We start from the raw sequence: 23,385 nt of genomic DNA, 5'->3' as shown, positions 1-23,385 counted from the left end.
CACTTTCCATACTCCAGCAGCATCTATCCTACGCAAATATATTTATCATTTTGTATTTATTGTTACTTTTTTCTGTAGCCAAATTCTTGGAAAACTTTACTCTTAAATCCTGATCATTTATTAATTTCACTAATGCTTGATAGATTTCATCTTCACTAATTCCAACAATAAGTCCATTTACTCCATTCTTAATCTGTTCCTTTGCTCCGGTAAAACAAGTTGTTACAATAGGTTTTTTTAAATATCTAGCTTCCGCTAGTGTAAGGCAATACCCTTCATGTCTAGACGGCTGAACATATATATTACATTGGTCTATATATGGATAAGGATTCGGGTCTGTACCTAATAAGATAAATTTATCCTCAAGGTTATATTCCTTGATTAAACGTTCGTACTCCCTTCTGCTGTTTCCATCTCCTATGCAATACCATTTCACTTTATATCCATCTTTCACAAGTCTTGCTAGTGCATGAATAGCCAAATCTTGCCCTTTTTCAGCCGATAATCTACCAACAGTTAGGATTCTTAATCCGTTAAATGAATCTGTAAAGCCCTTTCCTTCTTTTGATTGTCTAATAACCCCCTGTGGGGATGATATATTAATAAAAGTATCTGTCTTTTCATTTAACACTGGTACCCTATACACTAACTTCTTTCTCGCCTCTTTTGATACAACAAAAACCTTATCAAATTTGCTATAAACTTTCGAAGCAAACTTCGGGTTAAACCCCGTCTTCGTCACATCAAAATGGATCCACTGAATTTTCTTTTTGGCTTTAATTTTTTTCAAAACAAAATAGCTTATGAAATCCATTGGACCATCATAAGCTACAGCAACATCATATTCTTCATCATGAGTTGGATATTTTCTTACTATATATTTGAAGAAAAGACTTCTATTATTTATAATTTTCGTAATAAAATGTAGAAACACAATGGTTAGTGACTTAATAACCTTACCCTTTTTTAATAGGTTTAAGGCTACGAATTGTGGAGGCCTATTCAACATCTCTTTTATGCTTTGATAGTCTGAAAAATACTTCACTTTAACTTCAGACGGAATAAACTCGAGAAACCCACCATATTCTTCCAGCATAAAAATGGTAACATCATATTGATCCTTTGGCATTTCATTTATCATGTTAAGTAACGCCTTTTCTGTACCGCCTATGTTCATATTGATTAACATGAAAACTATTTTTTTCCTCATTTTATTTAACTCTCTTTCAGCCAATTAATTCATAAAATTTATCCAATTCTTCAAGATTTCCTTTTTTCTCATGTTGTAAGTAAGTAACAATACTCTCCCTTAGATCCTTATTATGAATTAGCTTTAATATTCCTTCACAAATGGCATTAGCATTCATATCAACGACAAGACCATTTTTGCCATCTACCATTTGGTTATATACGGCATCAAACCTTGTTGTGACGACTGGAATATTAAGCATCCGCGCTTCTGCTATCGCAAGTCCAAACCCTTCAAATCTTGATGTTTGCACATAAATGTCGCAGTTTTTTATTATGGGGTATGGATTGGCCGTTACACCTAATAACACGAAGTAATCAGATAAATTATTTTCATTAATAAAATCTTGTATCTCCCCTAAAAGAGGACCTTTCCCTAATACATACCACTTGAATTTAATCCCTTTTTCTTTAAGCCTTTTACATGCATGTAAAGCAATATCATAACCTTTTTGATGTGCTAATCTCCCTATTGTAAGGATTCTCACCCCATCAAAATGATCTGTATAATTTTCCCCGAGTTCCGCCATATTAGAAATAAAGCGGGGGTCATTAATGTCGTAGATGATTTCAATTTTATGATCATATGATGGGAAGGTTTCTAAAAATATTTCTTTCGTTGAATCAGAAACTGCGATAATTTTATTGAACTGATCGTAAAACTGTTTTTGAAAAGTTGCTTCCTTATAATCTAACCTATAGGTTACATTTACCCAAGCGAATTTTTCCTTCGCTTTTACCTTTTCGGCAACATAAAATGTTGGTACTCCTTGTGCATAGCTAATCGCAATATCATATTTTTTAGTATTCCCCTCAATTACACTCGACACATCCTCCCAATATAATCTTGCTTTCTGAGGATTACTATATTTTTTCATACGTATTTTCAAGGAATATTTCAACCTTGAATTAAGCATTTTAAAATCAGTTTTCTTTAAAGAATAAAGTATAGCCTTCGTTAAATTTAATCGGGAAAAATTTGTATACTTTAATGGACGTAATATCTTTACTTCTTTGGGAACGAGTTCTTGGAGAATTTCACCATGTGCAAACAACATTAAGTCCACTGAATACTTTTCATAATCCAATAAGGATAGTAACGTAATTAAGCTCTTTTCTGCCCCTGCTCCGACTAATGAGTCTATTACAAATAATAAGTTTTTTTTCATTTTGAACAATCTCCAATAATTTTATGTGGCTCTTAAACTCCGTCCCCGTTTTGCATTTGTAACATACACGTAGACAGATGGACTTATGATGAACAGCCCTACCATCACTTTTTGTTTCCAATTAGAATATGGATTTTTCATGAGAGATTCTATACTACGATTTAAAGTCCTCTTTAGCTGTTTTAGATCTTTATTAACTCCAGTAAGTTGTGATCTTGCAGCAAGATAACTCCAAATGAATACTTCCAAATAAACCTTGAATGCCTTTTCGTGTAATTTATTTTGTCTAATTATTTTAAAGAAGTCCACGCGTTCTTTTAGAGCATAAACCCTATCAAATTTTTTAATAGAAAAAGAGGAATGGCTTATACTATCTGGCCTTTGCACATAGTAATATAATTCCACTGAAATTGAAGTAACCCTTGTACTTTGATAATAAATTTTATGTATTATAAATTCATCATCGTAAATCACTCCTTCTGGGTATTTTAAAGCATCAAATAAGGATCTTTTATATAACTTATTAACCGCGAATATCCACTTTTCTCCACGCCTCCCCATCGTATCAAACATATCTTCATTTGGTTGATATAATTGATTTAAAGCCTGGATATTTGTGAAATGCTCTATACTATATTCCGTCTTACCACCTTGTTTGAGGACAGCTTGACTCTCAACATCTACTTTAACAACATCACAAACGACTACATCTGATGAATGTGTTTTAGCATTATGGTATAAAATTTCATACATTTTTTCATCAATATAATCATCACTATCAATAATTCCAATATATTGACCTTTAGCAATCTTAATTCCCGCATTTCTTGCAGACCCTAATCCACCATTTTCTTTATGAATAACTTTAATTCGCGTATCTATTTTTGCATAATCATCGCAAATTGCCCCACAATTATCAGGTGAACCATCATTAACAAGGATAAGTTCAAAATCTGTAAAGGTTTGCGACAAAATTGAATCTATACACTTACATAGATATGGTTCGACGTTATAAATAGGAACAATCACGCTAATTTTTGGATTCAATATCTTAAACCACCCTTTCAATATTTAAGCTTCTATAAACATTCTTACGTGCTTTTAAGTTTTTTCCCTTTTATCCATTTAAACCTGTATACAAAAGGATAGATTACAAATAATAATATAAAAACCTTTTGCTTCCATCCTATTAGTGGATTTTTCATTAAAGATACTACACTTCTATTTAATGTTCTTTTCAATACTTTTATTTCTGTATTGACATTATTTAAGTCTGATTGAGCTTTTGAGTAATACCAGAAAAACACTTCCATAAAGTTCCTCATTGCCAGATCATGTAAGCTAATTTGATTTATTTTTTTAAAGAAATCTGCCCGTTCTTTAAGGGCATATACCCGATCAAATTTTTTTGTACTAAATTCAGAACCTATATAACTATTAGTTCTTTGAAAATAGTAATATAATGTTTCGGGAACATACGTAATTTTTGTGCTATGATAAAGAATTTTATGTGCTATAAATTCGTCTTCATAAATTTTCCCAGCTGAAAATCTTATATCTTTAAATAGCCAGCTTTTATATAATTTATTCCAAGAATATACCCATACAGCAGCTTTTTCAGGTTCATTTGTATATAATTGATTTAAAGCTTCGATATTCGAATAATGTAATAAACTAAATTCTTTTTTATATTTTTTTACCGAAACTTCATCACCATGTACTTTTAATAAGTCACAAACAACTACATCCGATGAATGCAATTCAGCACTAGTATATAAAATTTCATACATTCTATTATCAATATAATCATCACTATCAATAAACCCAATATATTTACCTTTAGCCATCCTAATCCCAGTATTTCTTGCCGATGAAACTCCTTCATTTTCTTTGTGTACGACTTTAATTCTCTGGTCACTTTCTGCATAGTTATCGCAAATTATTCCACAATTATCGGGTGAGCCATCATCGACAAGGATAAGTTCAAAATCTTTAAATGTTTGTGATAAAATTGAGTCTACGCACTTTCTTAAATAGTTTTCAACATTATAAATCGGCACAATTATGCTTATTTTTGGATTCATTTATGTTCACCCCTTTCGTAATTTATCATTCCTAAAATTATTTAGTGCATGTGACAAAATAAACAATCTAACACTAATGTTTATGATTGAAATTAATTTCTTATATTTAACGGTTAAAGCAGCATTCTTAATAATGTCTTTATAATACTTTCTCACATACGATTGAATATAGAGCAAATACTTTTCCCTTTCTTTTTTGCCAACAACTTGATTTAGAATGTAATAACCATTATCGACACATGAATAGACAAAGCAGGCATTAACTTCACTGGATAGTTGCGGGTATTTTTGTTTCATAAACGCTAGGATCTCTTCCCAGCCAGTAAACGCATCCAACCTCTTTTCATTGAATCTGGAAGCTAAAATACTATTGTCTCTTTTCACGTAAATATATCCTATATAATTTGTATAAACGACTTTATTTGCATTAGAAAATAATTTATAAGTTGTCGATAAATCTTCATGAATTCTGCCTTCTGGAAAAACGATATTTTCAAAACAACTTTTCTTAAATAGTTTATTACAGACTGAAAACCTATATAATTCCCCTTTAAACAGCTGTCTCATCGCTTCTATTTTATCCATTTCTTCACAAAAAGGTTTTTCTGTCATCTCATTGGATAAATTTTCATTAAGTTCCCTTCCAAACTTACAAATGGATATATCACTATTTGTATTTTCACATAACCAATAAAGCTCTCCGAACATATTTCTATCCACATAATCGTCACCATCTACGAACCCTATATATTCTCCGCTTGCGATTTTCATACCCGCATTCCTAGCAGAACTAAGTCCACCATTTTTCTTGTGAATAACCTTTATCCTGCAATCCATACTTGCATAGCTATCGCATATAACTCCACTTTCATCAGTCGACCCGTCATTAATCAGAATTACTTCAATATTTTTAATAGTTTGGATGATTATACTCTTAATACATTTTTCCAAGTATGCTTCTAGATTATAAACAGGTACAATAATACTTATTACGGGTTTCATAAACTTACTATTTCCTTTTGTTCGATCTTTTTCTTTACGATCGTTGATGATACACCATGTGTATATGGAAAATAGACAATTTCTACCCCTTGTTGGTTGAATTTCTTTTCAACTTCATTAAATAAGGGATCACCTTTCCAATCATCACCCACGAACATGATGTCAAACTTTATCTGTTCCCATGCCGAATATTTATCTCTATTTATTTGGGGAACGACCCGATCTACATACTTTACTGATTCAATAATTTGCGTTCTTTCACGATATGGAATAACGGGCTGCTTCTTTTTATACACCCAAACTAATTCATCAGTACTTATGCCAACAATTAGATAATCGCATTGCGCTTTCGCGCTTTTTAAAATATTTAGATGTCCAACATGAAATAAGTCAAATACACCAGTTGTATAGCCAATTTTATACGGCTTCTGTACCATAACTATTCCCCTTCCTATTCCTACTAAAGCAAATTTCATTTATTTGCTGCAGCAAATTTTCACAGGCATTGCCATCTTCGAATGATCCAATACTATCTAAAAATCTAATCAAATTATCGTTGTATTCCTGCTGATTAAAGCTGTCAATTTTCTCAATTAGTTCGTCATTGCTGTTTGCACTGATAAAAGGGAGTTCCTTTGAATCAAAATATAAATTTCTATCATTGTTGGTATAATCGAGTAAATCAGGTACATATAAAAAGCATGGCCGCTTGGTTATACCAAAATCAAACATAAGAGATGAATAATCTGAAATTAATATGTCCGTTATACTTAAGAGTTCTTGTGTATCATCAAATGATGTTACATCAATGATATTTTTTCCCTTCATTAATTGATTAGATTTTGCGGCCAAGTGCGGGTGCAACTTTACTAAAAATGTCCAATTGCCCCCGAACTTTTCTCTTAATTTTTCAGAAACCAATTGATAATCAATATTATAAACTTCGAGATTATTATCTTTTCTAAACGTTGGAGCATATAAAACTACCTTTGAATCAATTGGTATGTTTATCAATTTTAAAATCTTCTTCCTCATTACTGAATCATTTTGAAAAAGAATGTCATTTCTAGGTGTGCCGTGTTCAAATATATTACCATCATACCAAAACGCTCTTTTGAAGATGTTAGTACTAAATACACATCCAGATAATAATAAATCGCATTTTTGCGAATCCTTTTTGGCCATCTCGACATAATCTTGTGGCAAGGAACCCTCAGCATCCTTTTCGATTTGTTTTAAGCGCAGTGAACTATGCCATGTTTGGATGTAAAATTGACTTTTTCTTTTTACGAATAATTCAGTTGTTCTAAAATTAGTTATTATTACCTTTGATGTGCATATCTCATAAAAATACCGTAAGGACATTGTTTTAACTTTTCTAATACCAGTTAAATGCGGTTTATTTGTATCATTGAATGCCCAAACAACATCAAATCTGTCCTTTGGGTAATTCTTGAGAATATATTCTGTAATATATTTTGGATTACAGCCATATTGAGTCCCATAGTAACTAAAACAGAAGATTTTATTATTCTTTATTGGTAGGCAATTAAACAAATAAATGATGGCAAAAGCAATATAATTTTTAAATGATGCAATAAAATTAGACATAGAAAAAGCTTCCCCTTTGCATAGAAAAAGCATTGAACCATAGTATACAATTTGTCATCTATTGAACTCCTATTGCTTAAAGATTGATTTTCTCTAACCCTAAAGGTGTTGGCACAATCTTAAACTTTCGTAATAACTTCCTAAAAAATAAAAACAAGATATTAAAATATGGGTGGATTGAAAACAATAACAGCTGCTTTTTCAAATTATTATCTTTTTCTGCCGCATTAATAAATTTTACATAATTCTTTTTGATGTAAATTTGTAACTCTTTTTTATTCGTTCCTTTAGGATCTTTTTTTCTATTTACTAAAAGCAGGTTGTAATGAATGAATATCGTTTTTAAGAGCACCTTATAGGACTCGTTAGATAAATTTTTATAGAATTCCTCTATAAAAATTTGCCTTTCCTTCAAACCTTTAATAATATCTAAGTTTCTGGGGCTGTAGTCAGAAACAATACTGTCACCTCGCTGAAAATAGTAGCATAGAGGTTGATGTAGGATTAAATAAGTTTTTACTCTTTTCATGACTAAATGTGCCCAAAACACATCTTCAAATAAAACTCCTTTTTTAAAGGGAATATCTCTAATGATTTCGGTTTTATAAAGCTTACCCCAGGCAAAATTTTTCACTCTTTCGTTCATGACTAACTCTGCCATAAGAGCTTCATTGTCTAGAATAATTGGAGGATCATCCTTTTGATAAAACCGATTATCGAAAAGCAGATGATCCTGATGTGCATAATAAAAAGCCGATTGAACGACATCAGCTTTAAACTTCAGACTGTTATGCACTAATTCTGTTATCATATTAACTTCTATCCAATCATCACTATCGACAAAAAGTGTAAAATCACCTGTAACATACTGCACACCAAAATTTCTTGCATCAGATAAGCCACCATTTTCTTTATGAATAACTTTTATTCGGTTATCTAATTTAGCGTATTCCTCTGCGATTGTTCCGGACTTATCTGGTGATCCATCATTAATTAATATAATTTCTAAATGTGAATATGTTTGATTAATAATTGAATCGACACATCTATTAAGATATTTTTCTACTTTATAAATGGGAACAACCACACTTACTTTATTAGGTTCCATTTTATTTCTTTTCCCCTATTTGTTCATTTTTCCATTTAATAAATTCAATTAAAGTTTTATACTCCTGAATTTGTTCTTTTTCAACACCTGATTCTTTTAGTTCATTAATAAAATCAAGCCATTCCCGATCCAAATATTGTTGTCTTTCTTCGTTTATTTCTGTCTTCACCAATGACCTTAAATCTACATCTAAAACGGCTGCCAGCTTTTTAATAATATGAATGGATGGGTTTTGATTTAGATTTCGTTCGATATTACTTAAATATGATTTAGATATATTCGCTCTTTCCGCTAATTCCGATAACGAAAGCCCTTTTTTTAATCGAATTTCATAAATATTTCTCCCAATCATATATTTTACCCATTTTTATCCAAGATTTTTTTCATTATGGATAACATTCCTTTCTTTAGAAAAATGGTTAATCGTATCTTTTATGCAATTAATTACATTCATTTGTTCTTCCTCTGTTAAATTTGAGCCTGAGGGGAGACAGATACCACTTTCAAATAGGTATTCTGAAATATTCTCATTTTCCTTATGTGAATAGTATCTAGTACCTTTGAAGATTGGTTGTAAATGAAGTGGTTTCCATACTGGCCGCGCTTCAATATTTTCATTCTCCAAAGCTTTTAACAATTCTCCCGCTGTAATCTCCGCTCCATTGAATGTAAGGGCTGTAAGCCACCGATTAGAAAATGTATTTTCTAATTCTGGCATAAATGAAATTCCAGGTAATTCAGATAATTCTTGAGAGTATCGATCAAATATTAATCTTCGAGTATTTACTCTATCATCTAATATTTCTAGTTGGGCTCTGCCAATCCCAGCCAATATATTACTCAGTCGATAATTATACCCTATCTTGCTATGTTGATAATGTGGTGCTGGGTCACGTGCTTGTGCAGCTAAAAAACGTGCCTTTTTTAATGCCACAGTATCATTTGAAATGAGCATACCACCTCCAGATGTGGTGATAATTTTATTTCCATTAAATGAAAAAATTCCAAATCGCCCAAATGTTCCACTCGGTTTCCCTTTATATGTTGAACCCAGTGACTCAGCAGCATCTTCGATTATTGGAACATGATAATGGTTACAAATTGAGATAATTTCATCCATTTTTGCACTCTGGCCATATAAATTAACCACAATGACTGCCTTTGGTAATTTCCCTTCCTGAAATGCATCTTTAAATGCTTTTTCAAGTGCTAGAGGTGACATATTCCATGTGTCGGGTTCAGAATCAATAAATACAGGTACTGCCCGCTGATAAATGATTGGATTAGCACTTGCGATAAATGTAAGGCTGGAACAAAATACTATGTCTCCTTCTTTTACATCTAATAAACAAAGAGCCAAATGAATCGCTGCTGTACCTGAACTAACTGCAACTGCATCACCGGCTCTAACATAATTTGCTATTTCATTTTCAAAAGCATCAACATTTGGCCCTAATGGCGCAATCCAATTCGTTTGAAATGCTTCATTAATATATTTTTTTTCATACCCACTCATATGTGGTGGAGATAGTAAGATCCTTTTCTTATTTGTTTTATTTATCAATTAATTAACCTCCACCCTTATTTGGTTTGTTTTTTTAACCATGGCCGGAATACCTACAGCAGTACAATAGGATGGAATATCATGAATGACAGTTGCTCCGGCGCCAATTATCGCCCAATCATTAATATGAATATTGGGAATAATCGTTGCCCCTGCACCAACGAAGGAACCTTCATCTAGTTGAACATTACCTGTTAGTGTAGCTCTAGGGCACACATGGGTGAAGTCACCTATTATACTATCATGCTCGATTATCGAACCTGTGTTTATTATTGAATGTACTCCGACTTTGGTATTTGCATTTATTACTACGTTGGGCATAATCACCGTACCAAATCCTATTTTTGAACTAGGGCTAATAATGGCTGATTTATGTTTGACCGTTACATAGTATTCATTAGGTAAGTTTAATTTCCGAACAATTATTTGCCGTGTTTTATTATCGCCGATACCCATTACGAATTTTATGTCTTTAAAATGACCAATCAATCTTTTTGCAGATGAAATTGGCCCACAAAATGTATCCTCCACTAGTCTTATATGTTCGTATTTTTCATCCAAATATCCTATAAGATGATAATCCTTATTTGAAAGTATCATATCGGAAATTACCTTACTGTGACCCCCACTTCCAATTACCGCGATATTCATCCATGCTCCCCTCTCACCGCATGATTCGAACCTGTAAATCTTTCCATTGTCGAGTTTCCTGGTTGGTTTATTCCTTCTGATGTCACTACCTTGCAAGCTGTTAAAAATAAGATTTTCATATCAAGGAGAAATGTGCGATTGTTAACATACCAGACATCTAAGATAAATTTTTCTTCCCATGTTATCGCATTCCGCCCATTCACCTGTGCCCAGCCCGTTATGCCTGGTCTAACATTGTGACGCTTTGATTGCTCCTTTGTATAAAGCGGGAGGTATTCCATTAATAATGGTCTAGGTCCAACTAAACTTATATCGCCTTTCATAACATTTATTAGCTGTGGATATTCATCTAAACTATATCTTCTTAGAAAATTCCCAAAAGAGGTCTTCCTTTTATAGTCTGACAGCAATTGTCCATTATGATCTTTTTCATTTGTCATTGTTCTTAATTTGTAAAGGTAAAATGGTTTACCATATAATCCAGGACGCTGCTGTTTGAAAATGATTGGAGATCCTAATTTTAACTTTATCAACAAGGCAAAGATCATAAAAACAGGGAATAGAGAAACAAATAACACCAATGAAACTAAGAAATCAAACATTCGCTTCATTACAGCTCATCCCCTACAATTCCATTAATTATTTTTCCTGTACAACTTGCTGCTTAATTTCCTCGATTAATTCTATGACGTTAATTTTTTCTGATTCCTGTCCTTTTATATAGATTTTTCCCATAATCTCTAATAATCTCTGCTCTGTTAGTGATACGGATAGGGCCACTTTTCTAACCTCACTTAAATGTTATTAACTCTTTATTAAAAAATCCCCACTATTAGATAAGTGAGGACTTTCGATATTCGTTTTGCTTTGCTCATATCCATGAGGATTTTCCGCTTGCCATCGCCATGAATCTATACACATTTCTTCAATGCCTTTTTCAGCTCTCCAACCAAGTTTTTGTTTTGCCTTTAATGCATTAGCATAGCATATAGCTACATCACCTGGCCTGCGCTTAGTAATCTTAAATGGAAACCTTCTTCCGCAAGTCTTTTCAAATGCCTCGACCATTTCAAGAACGCTATATCACTTGCCGATACCAAGATTGTATCCCCATTTTACCCCTCCCCTATTTTTCAATTAAACTGTAAAACTTCATTAACTGCTCTTTGTGTCTGTCTGAAGTATTATGTAAATTTTTTGTTAATAGCGCTCTTAATTCAGGCGATTGGATTAATCGCTTTATTCCTTCGGCAATTCCTTTTGCATTCGGTTCAACTATAATTCCTGTTTCTTCATTTTGAATTTGCTGATTAAAAGAAGGAATATCAGTTACAACAATCGGCCTTCTAAGTGCGATTGCTTCCTCTACCGCCACACAATGTGCTTCTGTTTTGGAGGGCTGAACATATATGTCACCCAACCCCATAAAGGGATAAGGATTTTCCTGCTCACCAAGCAGAATAAAATTCTTTTCGATTCCAAGTTCCTTTGACTTTTTTTCTAGGTCTGAAAATAATGGACCATTACCGATTAAATACCAAACGATGTTATAACCTTGCTCATTCAGCATCCTACATGCATCAAGGGCTAATAAAACTCCTTTTTCCTCAACAAGCCTTGCAACAGTAACGATTTTAAATCTTTTTTCTTGTTTAATTTTTTTTATTCTAGAAGCCTTTTTTGACATTGAGCGAACAGTTTTAGGCTGAATACGATTGTGAATGACATGAATTTTATTCGAGAACTCTGGAAAAATGGATTCTAGAGACTCACGAGCTGATTCCGCAACCGTTACAATATAATCACTTTTCGAAAAGCTTTTTTCATCTAATTTTTGACATGGCCATCCGTATTTTTGGCTGTACCTATAATCCATATGGTTATATAATATTTTTTTATCAGCATTGACTTTTTCAATAACATAATAATTGCAAAAGAAATCTAAATAGCTAATTGCCACATCATAATGTTTTTTTATTTTAGATAATGAATACCGATAAATGGTCCATCTTATTCCGGTCCCCATTCCTTTAGACATCCTGCCTAAAGATGCAGCAAGAAATTTACCCGTTAGCAAACGAAAACGACCCTTCTTTAAAAGCGTGGGAATTGCTTTTGAAAGAGGGGTCGAAAATGTTTCAAAGAGAGGTGGGAGTATTCTGACCTCTTTTGGGACCTGGTTGTATAAAACTCCACTATGATCAAATAAAAGTAAATCAACTTCATATTTGTCATAGTCTATATCAGATAGGAGAGTAAGTAAACTTTTCTCTACACCTCCCGTTTGCAGGTATTGGGTTACAAACAGCAATTTCTTTTTCACTTTATTTACTCCTTTGTGGGTTTAGATCCCGTATAACGATAACCAATGGTGAACATTCTCCTTTATATGAAAACCATTTTTTAAAAAGTTATCATGGATTCTGATACTATCGGGTCTTCCTAATAAAAAGGACTTTTTAATTTCTTCTGACCAGTGATTCAAATCTTCATCGAGACTGATATAAGAAATTAGTCCAAGGCCCATATCGGTTGTTTTTGGAACTGTATCAGAAACTACACAAGGTGTCCCTGCACATTGTGCTTCCAATGCCACGATACCAAATCCTTCATATAATGATGGAAATACAAAAACATCGAATGCTTTCATCAATCTAGAGATATCACTTCTAACCCCTATAAATCTCACAAAATCCTCTAAATCCAACTGTTGAACACAATCCTTCAAATAAGTTTTTAATTCACCATCACCTACAAAAATCGCATATACACTTAATCCTTCATCTATCAACTGCTTCATAATTCTTAAAATAAATTCCTGATTTTTAATATGTGATAAGCTGCCAACATGACCGATAATTTTTGCGCTACTCGGTATACTTAATTCTTTGCGTACACTAAAATCGCTATCTTCAGTCAAACATGTAAATTTATCTACATCAATTCCATTTTTCAAAATATGAACTTTCCCCTGCTCAAACTGTTGATCGCCAAATAAAAACTCAGCTGCCTCTTTACTGCAGGCACAATATTCAGTTGCAGAGAATTTAATTATTTTTTGTAGCAATTTTAGCTTTAGATTTTCTTTAAAACTACTTTTTCTTGTCCATTGGTTGCTATGTGAATGGCATATTCTCTTATTTATTCCAGTTAATTTTGCAGCTAAAGCAGGGAATCCAGACTGATAATCGGTATGAGAATGTACGGCAATATAATCATTAGATGACATGATCTTTTCCAACTCGCGGATGTATAAAATGGGCCCAGATTGACCAAGGCTTGAGATACGAAATACTTTTCCGCCCATTAATTCTATTTCATCATCATAGTGGCATTTTTCTTTTCGATGAGAAACAAAATCAAATTGAACCTTCGATTTATCAATATTTCGATATAAATTCATGAGGAGAGTCTCGGTCCCTCCCCGGTTCATTGCACTGACTATTTGTAAGATCCTTTTTGGCGCATTGGTTACACCCATGGTTCACCTCCTAACTGATCTAGTTCAATTAAAACTATAAATTGAAAAAATCACTTTTATACACAATATTAAGAGATAAAACTTGCTCATAATAAAAATAAATCACATAACAACCTAACAGGAGATAATAAATAGTTTTTCTATCCTTATGAGAAAATAGGATGACAATCCAAGATATTAAGATTAAATTATATAAACCAAAATAAATATTAAATCTTGCGAAGATCCAGTTTTGGCTTGATATGAGCATAAAGACAGTTCCTAACAGAGCTAAATTTACAATATAATCACTTTTGGGCCAAAATTCTCTAAGTTTTTCCTTTCCAAAAAAGGCAATTATCAATGGTGCGCAAGTTACTGCAATTCTTAATACATTTGCCCCTCCTTCAGAAAAATTACTATAATGTCCATACTGGGTATCATTAAGAACTTCAAATAAGATTTGTGAAAATTGATTAAATCCGGCTGCTATTATGACTCCAACACCTAAAAGAATGAACGTTGTTTTTGTCCATGCTTCCCTTCTGACTATAAAATAAACAGGAATAAAAATTAATGCAGTTTGGTGAATGGTAGAACCTAATAAAACTATTAGAAGGAAACCTTTCCAATTACCGTTAAAAATAAACTTTGTTGCGGCAAACACTATAGCTGCTGCTAAAGTTTGTCTTATTCCATTCATTGATACCGTATACATTCCAGAAGCTATGTATACAAATAAGCTTAATTCAATCATTCTTGAATATTTGTATAAAACTAATACAATTAATAAGTTAGTTAATAATGCTGTTGTAAAGATTAAAATTTGAGGATCGTGTGAAATTTTTTGCAAAAGTGCTTGCAAGACATTAAATCCAAAATCCCCCTTTAACTCCAAACTTTCCAAGCTGAAATCTGTGATTTTATAACTATGCATATAGAAATAAGTATCACCAATATTGGTTCTCAGACCTGAAATAAAAACTAATGAAGCTACAGAGATAAAAATAAGTAGTTTATTTGGCTTAATATATGGATCTTCAATTGTTATAGGCTGGGAAAAAAATCTTGCAAGAACCGATGAAATGTATACCACAATAAAATTAATCCATAATATCGCCATAAAAGGATCCTCTCAAGGAAATATACTCTAACTTTTTATAATGGTAGACTTTCCTGTATTTTGAATATATAAATATAGAGCAATGCCAAAAGGTGTTGCAAGCAAAGTCGTTATTTTATTTGGAGATTCAATTAAATATTTCGCATTTTTTATCATAAAACTGCTTGAAACATAATGAACAGCTTCTCTAAACCTTTCTTTAAAAGAAGGAGCATGTTTCATAGCAACCTTTCTAAAAAAAGAAAAACTTCTCGGATTTCTTTTATATTGTTTGATAATATTCAGACTTGAACCGTCTTCTAAATATTCAACATAACAAAGGATTTCATTTAGGACGAGTAATGGATATTCCTGATCAATTAGAATATATTTGTAGCTTAATGGACAGTACTTCTCACCTTGAAAAAGAGGATATGCGGGAGTTTTCCGAGTAAGTTCTGACCGATAGACCAGTTTCTTATCCCCTTTAACTTTATACTTTACATATAGGTCTGATAATGTTGCCTCTTTTAGGGTTGCAGGTATTTTAGTTCCAATTACCTTTTGATCATGACTTGCATCTAAACCAACAATACCCGCATATTTTTCACCACCGAATTTACTCCAAAATGAAGTGATTTTTTCAACAGCATCATCAGGCATATAATCATCGGAATCTATACATACATTAAGATCTGTATCAATTAGTTCATATGCAGTATTATGTGCACCATGCATTCCCTGATTTTTTTGAAATTGATAACGAATTGGGATAGCATTCTCTGAAATCCAACCTTTTACTATTTCTCGTGTATTGTCGGTAGATCCATCATCAATAATTAGCCAAATAAAATCTTTACATGTTTGTCTTTTTAAACTTTCGTAACATAAGTGCAAAATATATCCACGGTTATAGGTTGGGGTAAAGACTGTTAGTATAGGGGGCATATAGTGTACCTCCAAAATTTAAAATTACTTTGCATCCAATGTGTAGTAATCTGAATAAAAATTTGATAACCACTTCGCCATCATGGCAGAATCATAATCATTTTTCTGCAACTTTTCGGATGTATCCTTATGTTCAAACGAGGAAGAAAGAATTTTATTTGTCCAATATTCTGGTGACTTGTTGATACTAATAAATTCGACCCTGCCTGTTATATCGCTTTCTTCCGTGATAGAATCTGACACTATGCATTTTAAACCTGCCGCCTGTGCCTCAATTAATACAACTGGCAATCCCTCGAATAAAGAAGGGAATAGAAATAAATCCATTGCTTGCATAAGGTTTGGGATATCACTGCGAACTCCAAAAAATTTCACATTGGAAGAAAGACCTAATTGCTCAACTTTCCTTTCTATAGAGGATCGCAAATGCCCTTCTCCTATTAATAGTAATATTGCGTCAGGGCATTTTTGATGAACAGCTCTAAATATATCTAGAAGGAATTCGTGGTTTTTTTGCTTATTAAACCTTCCGATATGTCCAATAACTAATTCATCCTTAATTCCAAGATCATTTCTGATTCTTTTTCTTACCGTTTCGTTATATTTAAATTCTTCGGCGTTTACCGCATTATTGAGAACCTTTATTTCGTTAGAACTAGCAATTTTATTTCCAAAGAGCCAAAGCCCTGCCTTCTTGGAGCAGGCAAAATAATTATTTGGTTTATTTTTCATAAAAAATCTGGCATATAAACGAAATGGAAGTTTTAAATCAATCCCTAAATCACTTAAATGGCTATGGGCAATTCGGCAAGGAATCCCTGCCTTTTTGGCCGCCCTTAATACAAAACTGCTATTTTCGTTAATATGAGAATGAACGACTCTATATTCCTTATGCTTTCTAAAAAATTCATCAAGAAGCTTAAAATACAAGCGATAATTTCCAGGCCTAATTTGCGGCATTTGATAAATTCTTCCACCCAACTTTAAGATTTCCTTATCATAATGACCTTCTTCAGGACGATGTACCATAAAGTCAAATTGGATCATGCTACGATCGATTTGCCTGTAGTAATTCATTAACATTGTTTCAAGACCACCGCGGTTCATTATCGTGACTACCTGAAGAATTCGAATTGGTTCCAAAATCTCCCCCCTATCTGTTGATTTTTCTAAGATATTCAATACAAATTAACATTAAATAGAATCCTGCAGCAAAACGAATTTTAGCGAAAAAATAAAACACCCTCCAAACAATCGGAAATTGGGACATTTCTAATCGTTTAAAAGAATGCTTTATACGCTTATTTCTTAGGAATATCTTTATATTTTGTATCTTCTTTAAAGGAGAGGAATGATTAGCTTTGCTTATTGTATTTAATCCCAGACCAAGAGTATTTATACAAATACGATTATTTAGTGCTATAAAAAAATATTCATTCATTTTTTTATCTTTCAAGAATTTTTCAATATAGCTAAAAAGATATATCCATTGATCCATTAAATTTGGTTTAAATCCAGTAGTTACAGATGTACTATTTGCACGCCAATAATGATAATAGGGAGAATTTATAAATAGAAAAGATTTAGCATAGTAAAATACTTCGATGTTAAATAAAGTATCCTCATTCGTACCAATCTTATTAAGATCAATTAACCGAATACCATTCTCTTTTATGATCTCAGCACGATATAACTTTGACCAAACTGTTCCCCATGCGTCCAGTAACTCTGGATTTGCGATTTCTTCATTTAATGGTCCAACTAAACGTCTCATGACGATTAATTTTACTTCATCATCATCATAGCGAACTTCACCGGGAAGATTAAATTCTTTTAATTTTGAGTGGTTTTCAAATTCACGGATGTATGAACACATTACGATATCAACTTTTTCACTTATTGCATAATTATACATTATTTCATACATTTCCTGATCAACCCAATCATCAGGGTCCACAAAGCCTATATATTCTCCGGTTGCTATCTTTATCCCCTCATTTCTTGCAGAGGATACACCGCCATTGGGCTTATCAAGCACTTTTATCCTACTATCCTTTAAAGCATATTCTTTTAGAATATCAAGACTAGAATCCTTTGAACCGTCGTTAATCGCAATAATCTCTATTTCTTTTAAGGTTTGTGCTAATAAACTATCTAAGGATCTACTCAAATACTTTTCTACATTATATATAGGCACGATTATGCTTACCTTCGGGTTCATTTACTTCCTCCATCATATATTCTGAGTAGACCTCTATTACCTCTGAACTTACACCTGAAAGTGAATAATTTTTCATTTTACTCTGTCCAACAAGGCCCATTTTTCCGCAAAGTTCCTTTGATTGATACATTTCTAGCAATCTTAAAGCAAACAGTTGAGAATTCTTATGGGAGAGAATATATCCATTTTTGCCATCTTGAATAAGCTCTGAGTGTCCTCTATTTATAGTAGCGATAACTGGCAATCCACAGGCCATCGCTTCCATTACATTTACCGGTAATCCCTCTCGGAAACTTGAAGCAACTGCAATATCACTCATTTTTAGTAACGCTTCTATGTCATTCCTAAACCCAAGAAAATGAACCTTTTCTTCTATGCCTAGATTCATCGTAAGCTTTTTGCAATCTTCCAGTAATGGTCCATCTCCCGCTAATAAAAGCTTAATTTGAGGTACTTTGTCTTTAATTAAAGCAAGTGCTTTAATAAGAAATTGTTGGTTTTTGTTTTTATTAAACTCAGCTGCGTAAAACATTAAGAAATCTTCCGGCTTATAGCCTTGTTCTGCACGCAAAACACTTTTATGAAATGGTCCTACCGGATAGAATATGTCTGTGTTAACCCCCACACCATGAATATGTTTAATTAGCCTAGCCTTAAATCGGTGGCGGAGTGCCCGATGATAGTCTTCTTGATTAATAGTGATTAGGCAATCTGTATAATGAGATAAGAATTTTTCAATAGGGTAGTATAATGCCCAATTTATGATTGGGGCACCCTTACAAAAATGAAACCCATGGGCAGTATAGATTACTTTCGTTACAGCGTTCCTTGCCTTTCTTGCCGCTAACCGAGTAAGTACTCCCCCCATTGGTGTATGGCAATGGATGATTTTATATTGATTATGATCAATTATCTTTTTTAACTCCTTGTAAGCCTTTAAATTCAATTTGTTAAATGGCGATCGTTGTATGGGGATATCATATTTTTTATCTACGAATGGAAGTTCTATATCACCTGAAGCCGCTACATGAACCTCCCACCCCTGTTCCTTAAACCATTTCATGTATGGCAAATGAAATGCCCTAAAATGAATGTCCACCGTTGCACAAAAAAGCACTTTTTTATGCATATTAATCATCCACCCATTCTATATATCTTTGAATCTTTCGCTTATTACCTTCTTCAGCCCTGCTACTGATTAAATTTAAATAATTTTTTTCAACATCCCTTTAAACTGAAACCGACAGCCTTGGTTCTGGGATTACTTTATGATTGGCAATTGCTAAAAGTCTTGCCCTTATTTCCTCTTTATCAAGATTTGAATAGGTTGATATGATGTCTTCTATTTCTTTTAACAGTAGTTCAGAGGTTTTTCCGATATATATTTTGGGATAGATTTGTTGTTCATGAACTTCATCTTCTTTAAGTAATTCTTCGAAGAGCTTTTCTCCTGGCCTCATTCCTGTAAATTCAATTCCAATTTCCTCAATGGAATTTCCCGAAAGTTTAATTAGGTTTTTCGCTAAATCAACAATTTTTACAGGCTCGCCCATATCTAAAACGAAAATCTCTCCACCCTTTGCGAGCGACCCAGCTTGAAGAACCAGCCTTGATGCTTCTGGAATCGTCATAAAATAACGAATCATTTCTGGGTGAGTAACTGTAACAGGCCCACCTTTTTCAATTTGCCTTTTAAATAACGGGATTACACTGCCCCTGCTACCTAAAACATTCCCAAATCGAACAGTGACAAACTTTGTCTCACTTTCGCTATCCATATATTGAATAAACATTTCAGAAAGCCTTTTTGTTGCACCCATTACACTCGTGGGGTTTACAGCTTTATCGGTTGAGATCATGACAAAAGTCTTAATCCCATTCCAGCTCGCTGCTTTAGCCGTGTTCATAGTTCCAATTAGGTTGTTTTTAACAGCTTCCTCAGGGTTAGCTTCCATCAAAGGAACATGTTTATGGGCAGCTGCGTGATAGACTGTATCAGGCTGATATGTACTCATTACATGCAGCATTTTCTTTTCATCCTGCAAATCCGCAATCACAGGTACAAACTCGATTAGTGAATGCTTAAATGTCTCTTTTAATTCCATTTCAATGGAGTAGATGCTATTTTCACCATGCCCTAACAAAACTAACTGTCTTGGATTAAACCCTGAAATTTGACGACAAATTTCCGAGCCAATAGAACCGCCTGCTCCAGTCACTAGCACCACTTTATTGGTAATATTCTCAGAAATACTTTCGATATCTAGCTCGACAGGCTCACGGCCAAGTAAGTCTTCCACTTGGACATCACGGAATTGATTTACCAATACTTTCCCAGTCATAAGATCTTCTAATAATGGCAGGATTTGTGTTTTAGCTTTGGTTTTTGCACATTCAAGGAATATCGTGTTTAATTCCTTTTTACTAAGTGAGGGAATGGCAATAACAATGTTCTCTATTTCTAATTCCTTAACTCTGGCTTCAATATCTACAATTCCACCAATAACCGGAATTCCTAAGATATCAAGCTTATGCTTTTTTTCATCATCATCAATAAATCCAACCGGCAGTAGTTCAGCCTCATTATTTTTATTAAGCTGTCTAGCGACCATCGCTCCTGCCGATCCTGCCCCGACAATAAGTGTTCGCTTTTTGTTATCTGCTCTGATTAGATACAAATCGCGAAACATTCTCCAGCCAAAACGTGAACCACCAATTAATGACATGTTAAGTAACCAAGTTACTGCTAATAAGCGAAATTGGATTTCATAAATAACCAGTTGTTGAACAAATGCAGCTACTAGAATAGAAAACGTTACGGCCTTTAAAATACTAATGACTTCGCCGACACTGGCATACTCCCAGGCCTTTTTATACAGATGGAACAAAAATGAAAAAAAATGATGACTAAGTAAAATGACTAGAGAACTTAAGACGATTGAAAAAGTAATAACATTAAATGTTGCATTTACCAGAAAGCGGCTGAAGAATATGGCTGTCAAGACAATGCATGAATCAATCAAGATTAATAGAGATAGTCTTTGCCGGTACGTCATTCCTTCCCTTCCTTTCACCCTAAAAAAATTTTAACTATTTGTTCTTAGAAAAGAGCACATAATTAAAATTTCTTATAAATAATGGGCATCTAACCCGTCCTCACATCATCCTACTGACGACTTGCGTCTAAGGTCCTAGACCCACAGCATGACCGAGTGCCTCCATCGATAACGGTAGGGAGACATCACCAAATTATAGATATTACATATGTTTTAAAGTTTGATTATTTCTTTATAAAGAACAACAGTGGTAAATTTTTTTACAACTAACATTCATTCATAACGACGCCAATAAGCGTGGCTTTCGCGAATTCTAATACCTTTTTTGCTTCAACCGCTTGATCAAGCAATGTTTTCCCCTTCTGAATCACTAATACGACACCGTCACATTGGTTTGCCAAAAGCTTTGTATCGGTTAGCTCTAGCACGGAATGTGAATCAATTAATACAACATCATAAGATTTTAAAGAGGTTTCCAATGTCTCACGTAACAAGGGTGAGGATAGTAATTCACCCGGATTTATTGGGATGGAACCACTCGTTAAGATGTCAAGTCTGCCGATTTCCGTATGATGAATAGCATCATAAAATCTTGTTCTGCCAATAAGAATATCTGTTAAACCAACAGAGTTTGGAATTTTAAAAATGGAATCGAGATTCGGATTACGCAAGTTTGCATCTATTAATAAGACTTTTTCTTTTTGCAGTGCCAACGAAATAGCTAAGTTAGCAGCGGTGGTTGATTTTCCTTCCCCTTTATTGGGGGAAGTAATTAAGAAGGTTCTACTTCTTTTATCTTTCATGGAAAATTTTATATTTGCTTGAAGCATCCGGAATTGCTCAGAAATTATCGACTCTGGATGGGTGTAGGCAACTAATGGCCTTTTTTTTGCCATTACATTGTTTTTCCCTTTACTTATAGCCAATCGTATCACCCCTAACTTCCAATTCAAACTGCTTTATATTTTTCTTTTTCAAATTCTTCTTATGCATTTTTGATACTCTTCCTAATACTGGCAATCCTAAGATTTCTTCCACTTCATGATTCGACCTTATCGAATCATCCAAAGAATCTAGCAGAAATATTAAACCGATTCCTATTCCTACTCCGGCAATCAATGCAATGAGTACCAGCTTTGTTTGATTTTGACTTTGATTGATTGGTGTTAGTTTTACCTTTGCTTCAGAGAGGAACCAGACATCTTTAATATCCATAATCTTTGGAATAATCTTTGGAATCCCATCTATAAATACCTTTGCAGTTTTATTGGCAATCTCCGCGGCCCGATTCGGGTCCGAATCTATGACACTAATACTAACAACTTGTGTGTTATCAACACTTTCAACCGTAATTTGATCAAATAACGCTTCTGCCGACTGAGGCAACCCTAGTTCCTTTACTACCTCATCTAATACGGTGGAGTCTTTAATAATAACTTGCAGGGTATTCCTGGTTTCCGTATTTGCCCCGATGAAGATCCTCGAAGAAGTTTGATATAATGGTGTATTATTTGAATGACTATGATTATAATAAGCGCCTAAACCTGTTGTTATGACTGTTATGACGATAATTAACCAAAATCTCCTTTTTATTACGAAAAATAATTCTTTTAAATTTATGTCCTTTGCTTTTCTTTTAGGTAAATTATTCATATCGTTAAAATTAGCCATAAAATCCTCCTAATAAAAGATATAACATGCCTGTATTAACACAATGCAATTTGTTTCTAATAAAGAACTAATTATTTAAAATAGCCGCTACTCAGCCCCAAAAATTTATCTAACTTTCTTATTTCTTTTTTTATAATGCTATACATTCATTATATTAGTTCTTTATAAAGAACATGTCAATATAACTACATCAATTTTCCTAAAAATTTTCTGAACATTTAGGGAAGTTCTCAAGATTGCTAATTTTTTTTCATATCCAGCAATTACAGTTGACACCCTCTCCAATTTGTAGTAATTTTTATAAATAATCTAAATAATTGATTTCTTATCAAGAGAGGTTGAGGGAATGGCCCTGCGACGCCTCAGCAACCATCAATGGTTTCAACCATTGAAAAGGTGCTAAGTCCTGCAAATTAGTTTGCTAATTTGCGAGATAAGAAGAATGACGCTTTGGTCGTATTTACAAAAGCCTTCTTCTTATAGAAGGCTT

General features: G+C 33.4%; 23 protein-coding genes, 1 pseudogene and 1 riboswitch. All 24 genes and pseudogenes read right to left on the bottom strand.

All coding sequences use genetic code 11. The annotated features are described in order from the left end of the window. Positions 1–28: 28 nt before the first annotated feature. The 24 genes and pseudogenes from AA980_RS09305 to AA980_RS09195 all read right to left on the bottom strand — a co-directional run bounded on the left by AA980_RS09305 (position 29) and on the right by AA980_RS09195 (position 22,895). On the bottom strand, positions 29–1,210 hold the full coding sequence (locus tag AA980_RS09305) for a glycosyltransferase (protein WP_024029583.1): 1,182 nt from the start codon (positions 1,208–1,210) through the stop codon (positions 29–31). Positions 1,211–1,226: 16 nt separating this feature from the next. Beyond that, positions 1,227–2,417, bottom strand: a complete 1,191-nt coding sequence (locus AA980_RS09300; protein WP_024029584.1) for a glycosyltransferase — start codon at positions 2,415–2,417, stop codon at positions 1,227–1,229. A 21-nt stretch (positions 2,418–2,438) separates the two neighbouring features. Beyond that, the gene (locus tag AA980_RS09295) at positions 2,439–3,464 is read right to left on the bottom strand and encodes a glycosyltransferase family 2 protein (RefSeq protein ID WP_024029585.1); all 1,026 of its coding nucleotides are present in this window, start codon (positions 3,462–3,464) and stop codon (positions 2,439–2,441) included. 44 nt (positions 3,465–3,508) lie between these two features. Continuing rightward, positions 3,509–4,501, bottom strand: a complete 993-nt coding sequence (locus AA980_RS09290; protein ID WP_024029586.1) for a glycosyltransferase family 2 protein — start codon at positions 4,499–4,501, stop codon at positions 3,509–3,511. 6 nt (positions 4,502–4,507) lie between these two features. Beyond that, a complete protein-coding gene (locus AA980_RS09285; RefSeq protein ID WP_024029587.1) occupies positions 4,508–5,503 on the bottom strand; it encodes a glycosyltransferase family 2 protein in 996 nt (331 codons plus the stop codon). Next, positions 5,500–5,940 (bottom strand): adenylyltransferase/cytidyltransferase family protein, encoded by a 441-nt coding sequence (locus AA980_RS09280; protein ID WP_024029588.1) that lies wholly within the window; start codon positions 5,938–5,940, stop codon positions 5,500–5,502. Before AA980_RS09280 ends, AA980_RS09285 begins: the two co-directional genes overlap by 4 nt. Then, positions 5,921–7,114, bottom strand: a complete 1,194-nt coding sequence (locus AA980_RS09275) for a CDP-glycerol glycerophosphotransferase family protein (RefSeq protein ID WP_024029589.1) — start codon at positions 7,112–7,114, stop codon at positions 5,921–5,923. The genes AA980_RS09280 and AA980_RS09275 overlap by 20 nt, the downstream gene beginning before the upstream one ends. Positions 7,115–7,190: 76 nt before the next feature. Next, positions 7,191–8,222, bottom strand: coding sequence for a glycosyltransferase family 2 protein (locus tag AA980_RS09270; RefSeq protein ID WP_024029590.1), 1,032 nt, complete (start codon positions 8,220–8,222; stop codon positions 7,191–7,193). Position 8,223: 1 nt separating this feature from the next. Then, complete coding sequence (locus AA980_RS09265; protein ID WP_024029591.1) at positions 8,224–8,574, bottom strand: helix-turn-helix domain-containing protein; 351 nt, start codon at positions 8,572–8,574, stop codon at positions 8,224–8,226. Positions 8,575–8,589: 15 nt separating this feature from the next. Next, entirely contained in the window at positions 8,590–9,738 is a 1,149-nt protein-coding gene (locus AA980_RS09260; RefSeq protein WP_047771503.1) for a DegT/DnrJ/EryC1/StrS family aminotransferase, read from the bottom strand. 48 nt (positions 9,739–9,786) lie between these two features. Further along, positions 9,787–10,437: an acetyltransferase gene (locus AA980_RS09255; RefSeq protein WP_024029593.1), complete on the bottom strand. Its 651-nt coding sequence runs from the start codon at positions 10,435–10,437 to the stop codon at positions 9,787–9,789. Continuing rightward, positions 10,434–11,048: a sugar transferase gene (locus AA980_RS09250; protein WP_024029594.1), complete on the bottom strand. Its 615-nt coding sequence runs from the start codon at positions 11,046–11,048 to the stop codon at positions 10,434–10,436. Before AA980_RS09250 ends, AA980_RS09255 begins: the two co-directional genes overlap by 4 nt. Before the next feature lie 28 nt (positions 11,049–11,076). Next, positions 11,077–11,217 carry a hypothetical protein gene (locus AA980_RS27200; RefSeq protein WP_156351200.1) on the bottom strand — a complete coding sequence of 47 codons (141 nt, stop codon included), beginning with the start codon at positions 11,215–11,217 and terminating at the stop codon, positions 11,077–11,079. 24 nt (positions 11,218–11,241) lie between these two features. Then, positions 11,242–11,544: pseudogene (locus AA980_RS09245) on the bottom strand (UDP-glucose 4-epimerase); the annotation flags it as partial. 19 nt (positions 11,545–11,563) lie between these two features. Next, the gene (locus tag AA980_RS09240; RefSeq protein ID WP_024029596.1) at positions 11,564–12,760 is read right to left on the bottom strand and encodes a glycosyltransferase; all 1,197 of its coding nucleotides are present in this window, start codon (positions 12,758–12,760) and stop codon (positions 11,564–11,566) included. 21 nt (positions 12,761–12,781) lie between these two features. After that, positions 12,782–13,918, bottom strand: coding sequence for a glycosyltransferase family 1 protein (locus AA980_RS09235; RefSeq protein WP_024029597.1), 1,137 nt, complete (start codon positions 13,916–13,918; stop codon positions 12,782–12,784). Between the two features lie 34 nt (positions 13,919–13,952). Continuing rightward, positions 13,953–15,020: an EpsG family protein gene (locus AA980_RS09230; RefSeq protein ID WP_024029598.1), complete on the bottom strand. Its 1,068-nt coding sequence runs from the start codon at positions 15,018–15,020 to the stop codon at positions 13,953–13,955. Positions 15,021–15,047: 27 nt separating this feature from the next. Then, entirely contained in the window at positions 15,048–15,947 is a 900-nt protein-coding gene (locus AA980_RS09225) for a glycosyltransferase family 2 protein (RefSeq protein ID WP_024029599.1), read from the bottom strand. Positions 15,948–15,971: 24 nt separating this feature from the next. Next, positions 15,972–17,090, bottom strand: a complete 1,119-nt coding sequence (locus AA980_RS09220) for a glycosyltransferase family 1 protein (RefSeq protein ID WP_024029600.1) — start codon at positions 17,088–17,090, stop codon at positions 15,972–15,974. Between the two features lie 10 nt (positions 17,091–17,100). Then, on the bottom strand, positions 17,101–18,168 hold the full coding sequence (locus AA980_RS09215; protein WP_024029601.1) for a glycosyltransferase: 1,068 nt from the start codon (positions 18,166–18,168) through the stop codon (positions 17,101–17,103). After that, positions 18,131–19,297, bottom strand: coding sequence for a glycosyltransferase family 4 protein (locus AA980_RS09210; protein WP_024029602.1), 1,167 nt, complete (start codon positions 19,295–19,297; stop codon positions 18,131–18,133). The genes AA980_RS09215 and AA980_RS09210 overlap by 38 nt, the downstream gene beginning before the upstream one ends. 100 nt (positions 19,298–19,397) lie before the next feature. Next, complete coding sequence (locus AA980_RS09205) at positions 19,398–21,224, bottom strand: polysaccharide biosynthesis protein (protein ID WP_024029603.1); 1,827 nt, start codon at positions 21,222–21,224, stop codon at positions 19,398–19,400. Positions 21,225–21,490: 266 nt separating this feature from the next. Continuing rightward, positions 21,491–22,159, bottom strand: coding sequence for a CpsD/CapB family tyrosine-protein kinase (locus AA980_RS09200; protein WP_236691747.1), 669 nt, complete (start codon positions 22,157–22,159; stop codon positions 21,491–21,493). Beyond that, on the bottom strand, positions 22,137–22,895 hold the full coding sequence (locus tag AA980_RS09195) for a YveK family protein (RefSeq protein ID WP_024029605.1): 759 nt from the start codon (positions 22,893–22,895) through the stop codon (positions 22,137–22,139). Before AA980_RS09195 ends, AA980_RS09200 begins: the two co-directional genes overlap by 23 nt. Positions 22,896–23,217: 322 nt before the next feature. Next, positions 23,218–23,335, top strand: a riboswitch (SAM riboswitch). Positions 23,336–23,385 lie beyond the last annotated feature (50 nt).

Origin of the sequence: Neobacillus vireti (genome assembly GCF_001026695.1) — a bacterium.
Lineage (GTDB): Bacteria > Bacillota > Bacilli > Bacillales > Cytobacillaceae > Neobacillus > Neobacillus vireti.
This window is presented reverse-complemented; position numbering and strand designations above follow the sequence as displayed.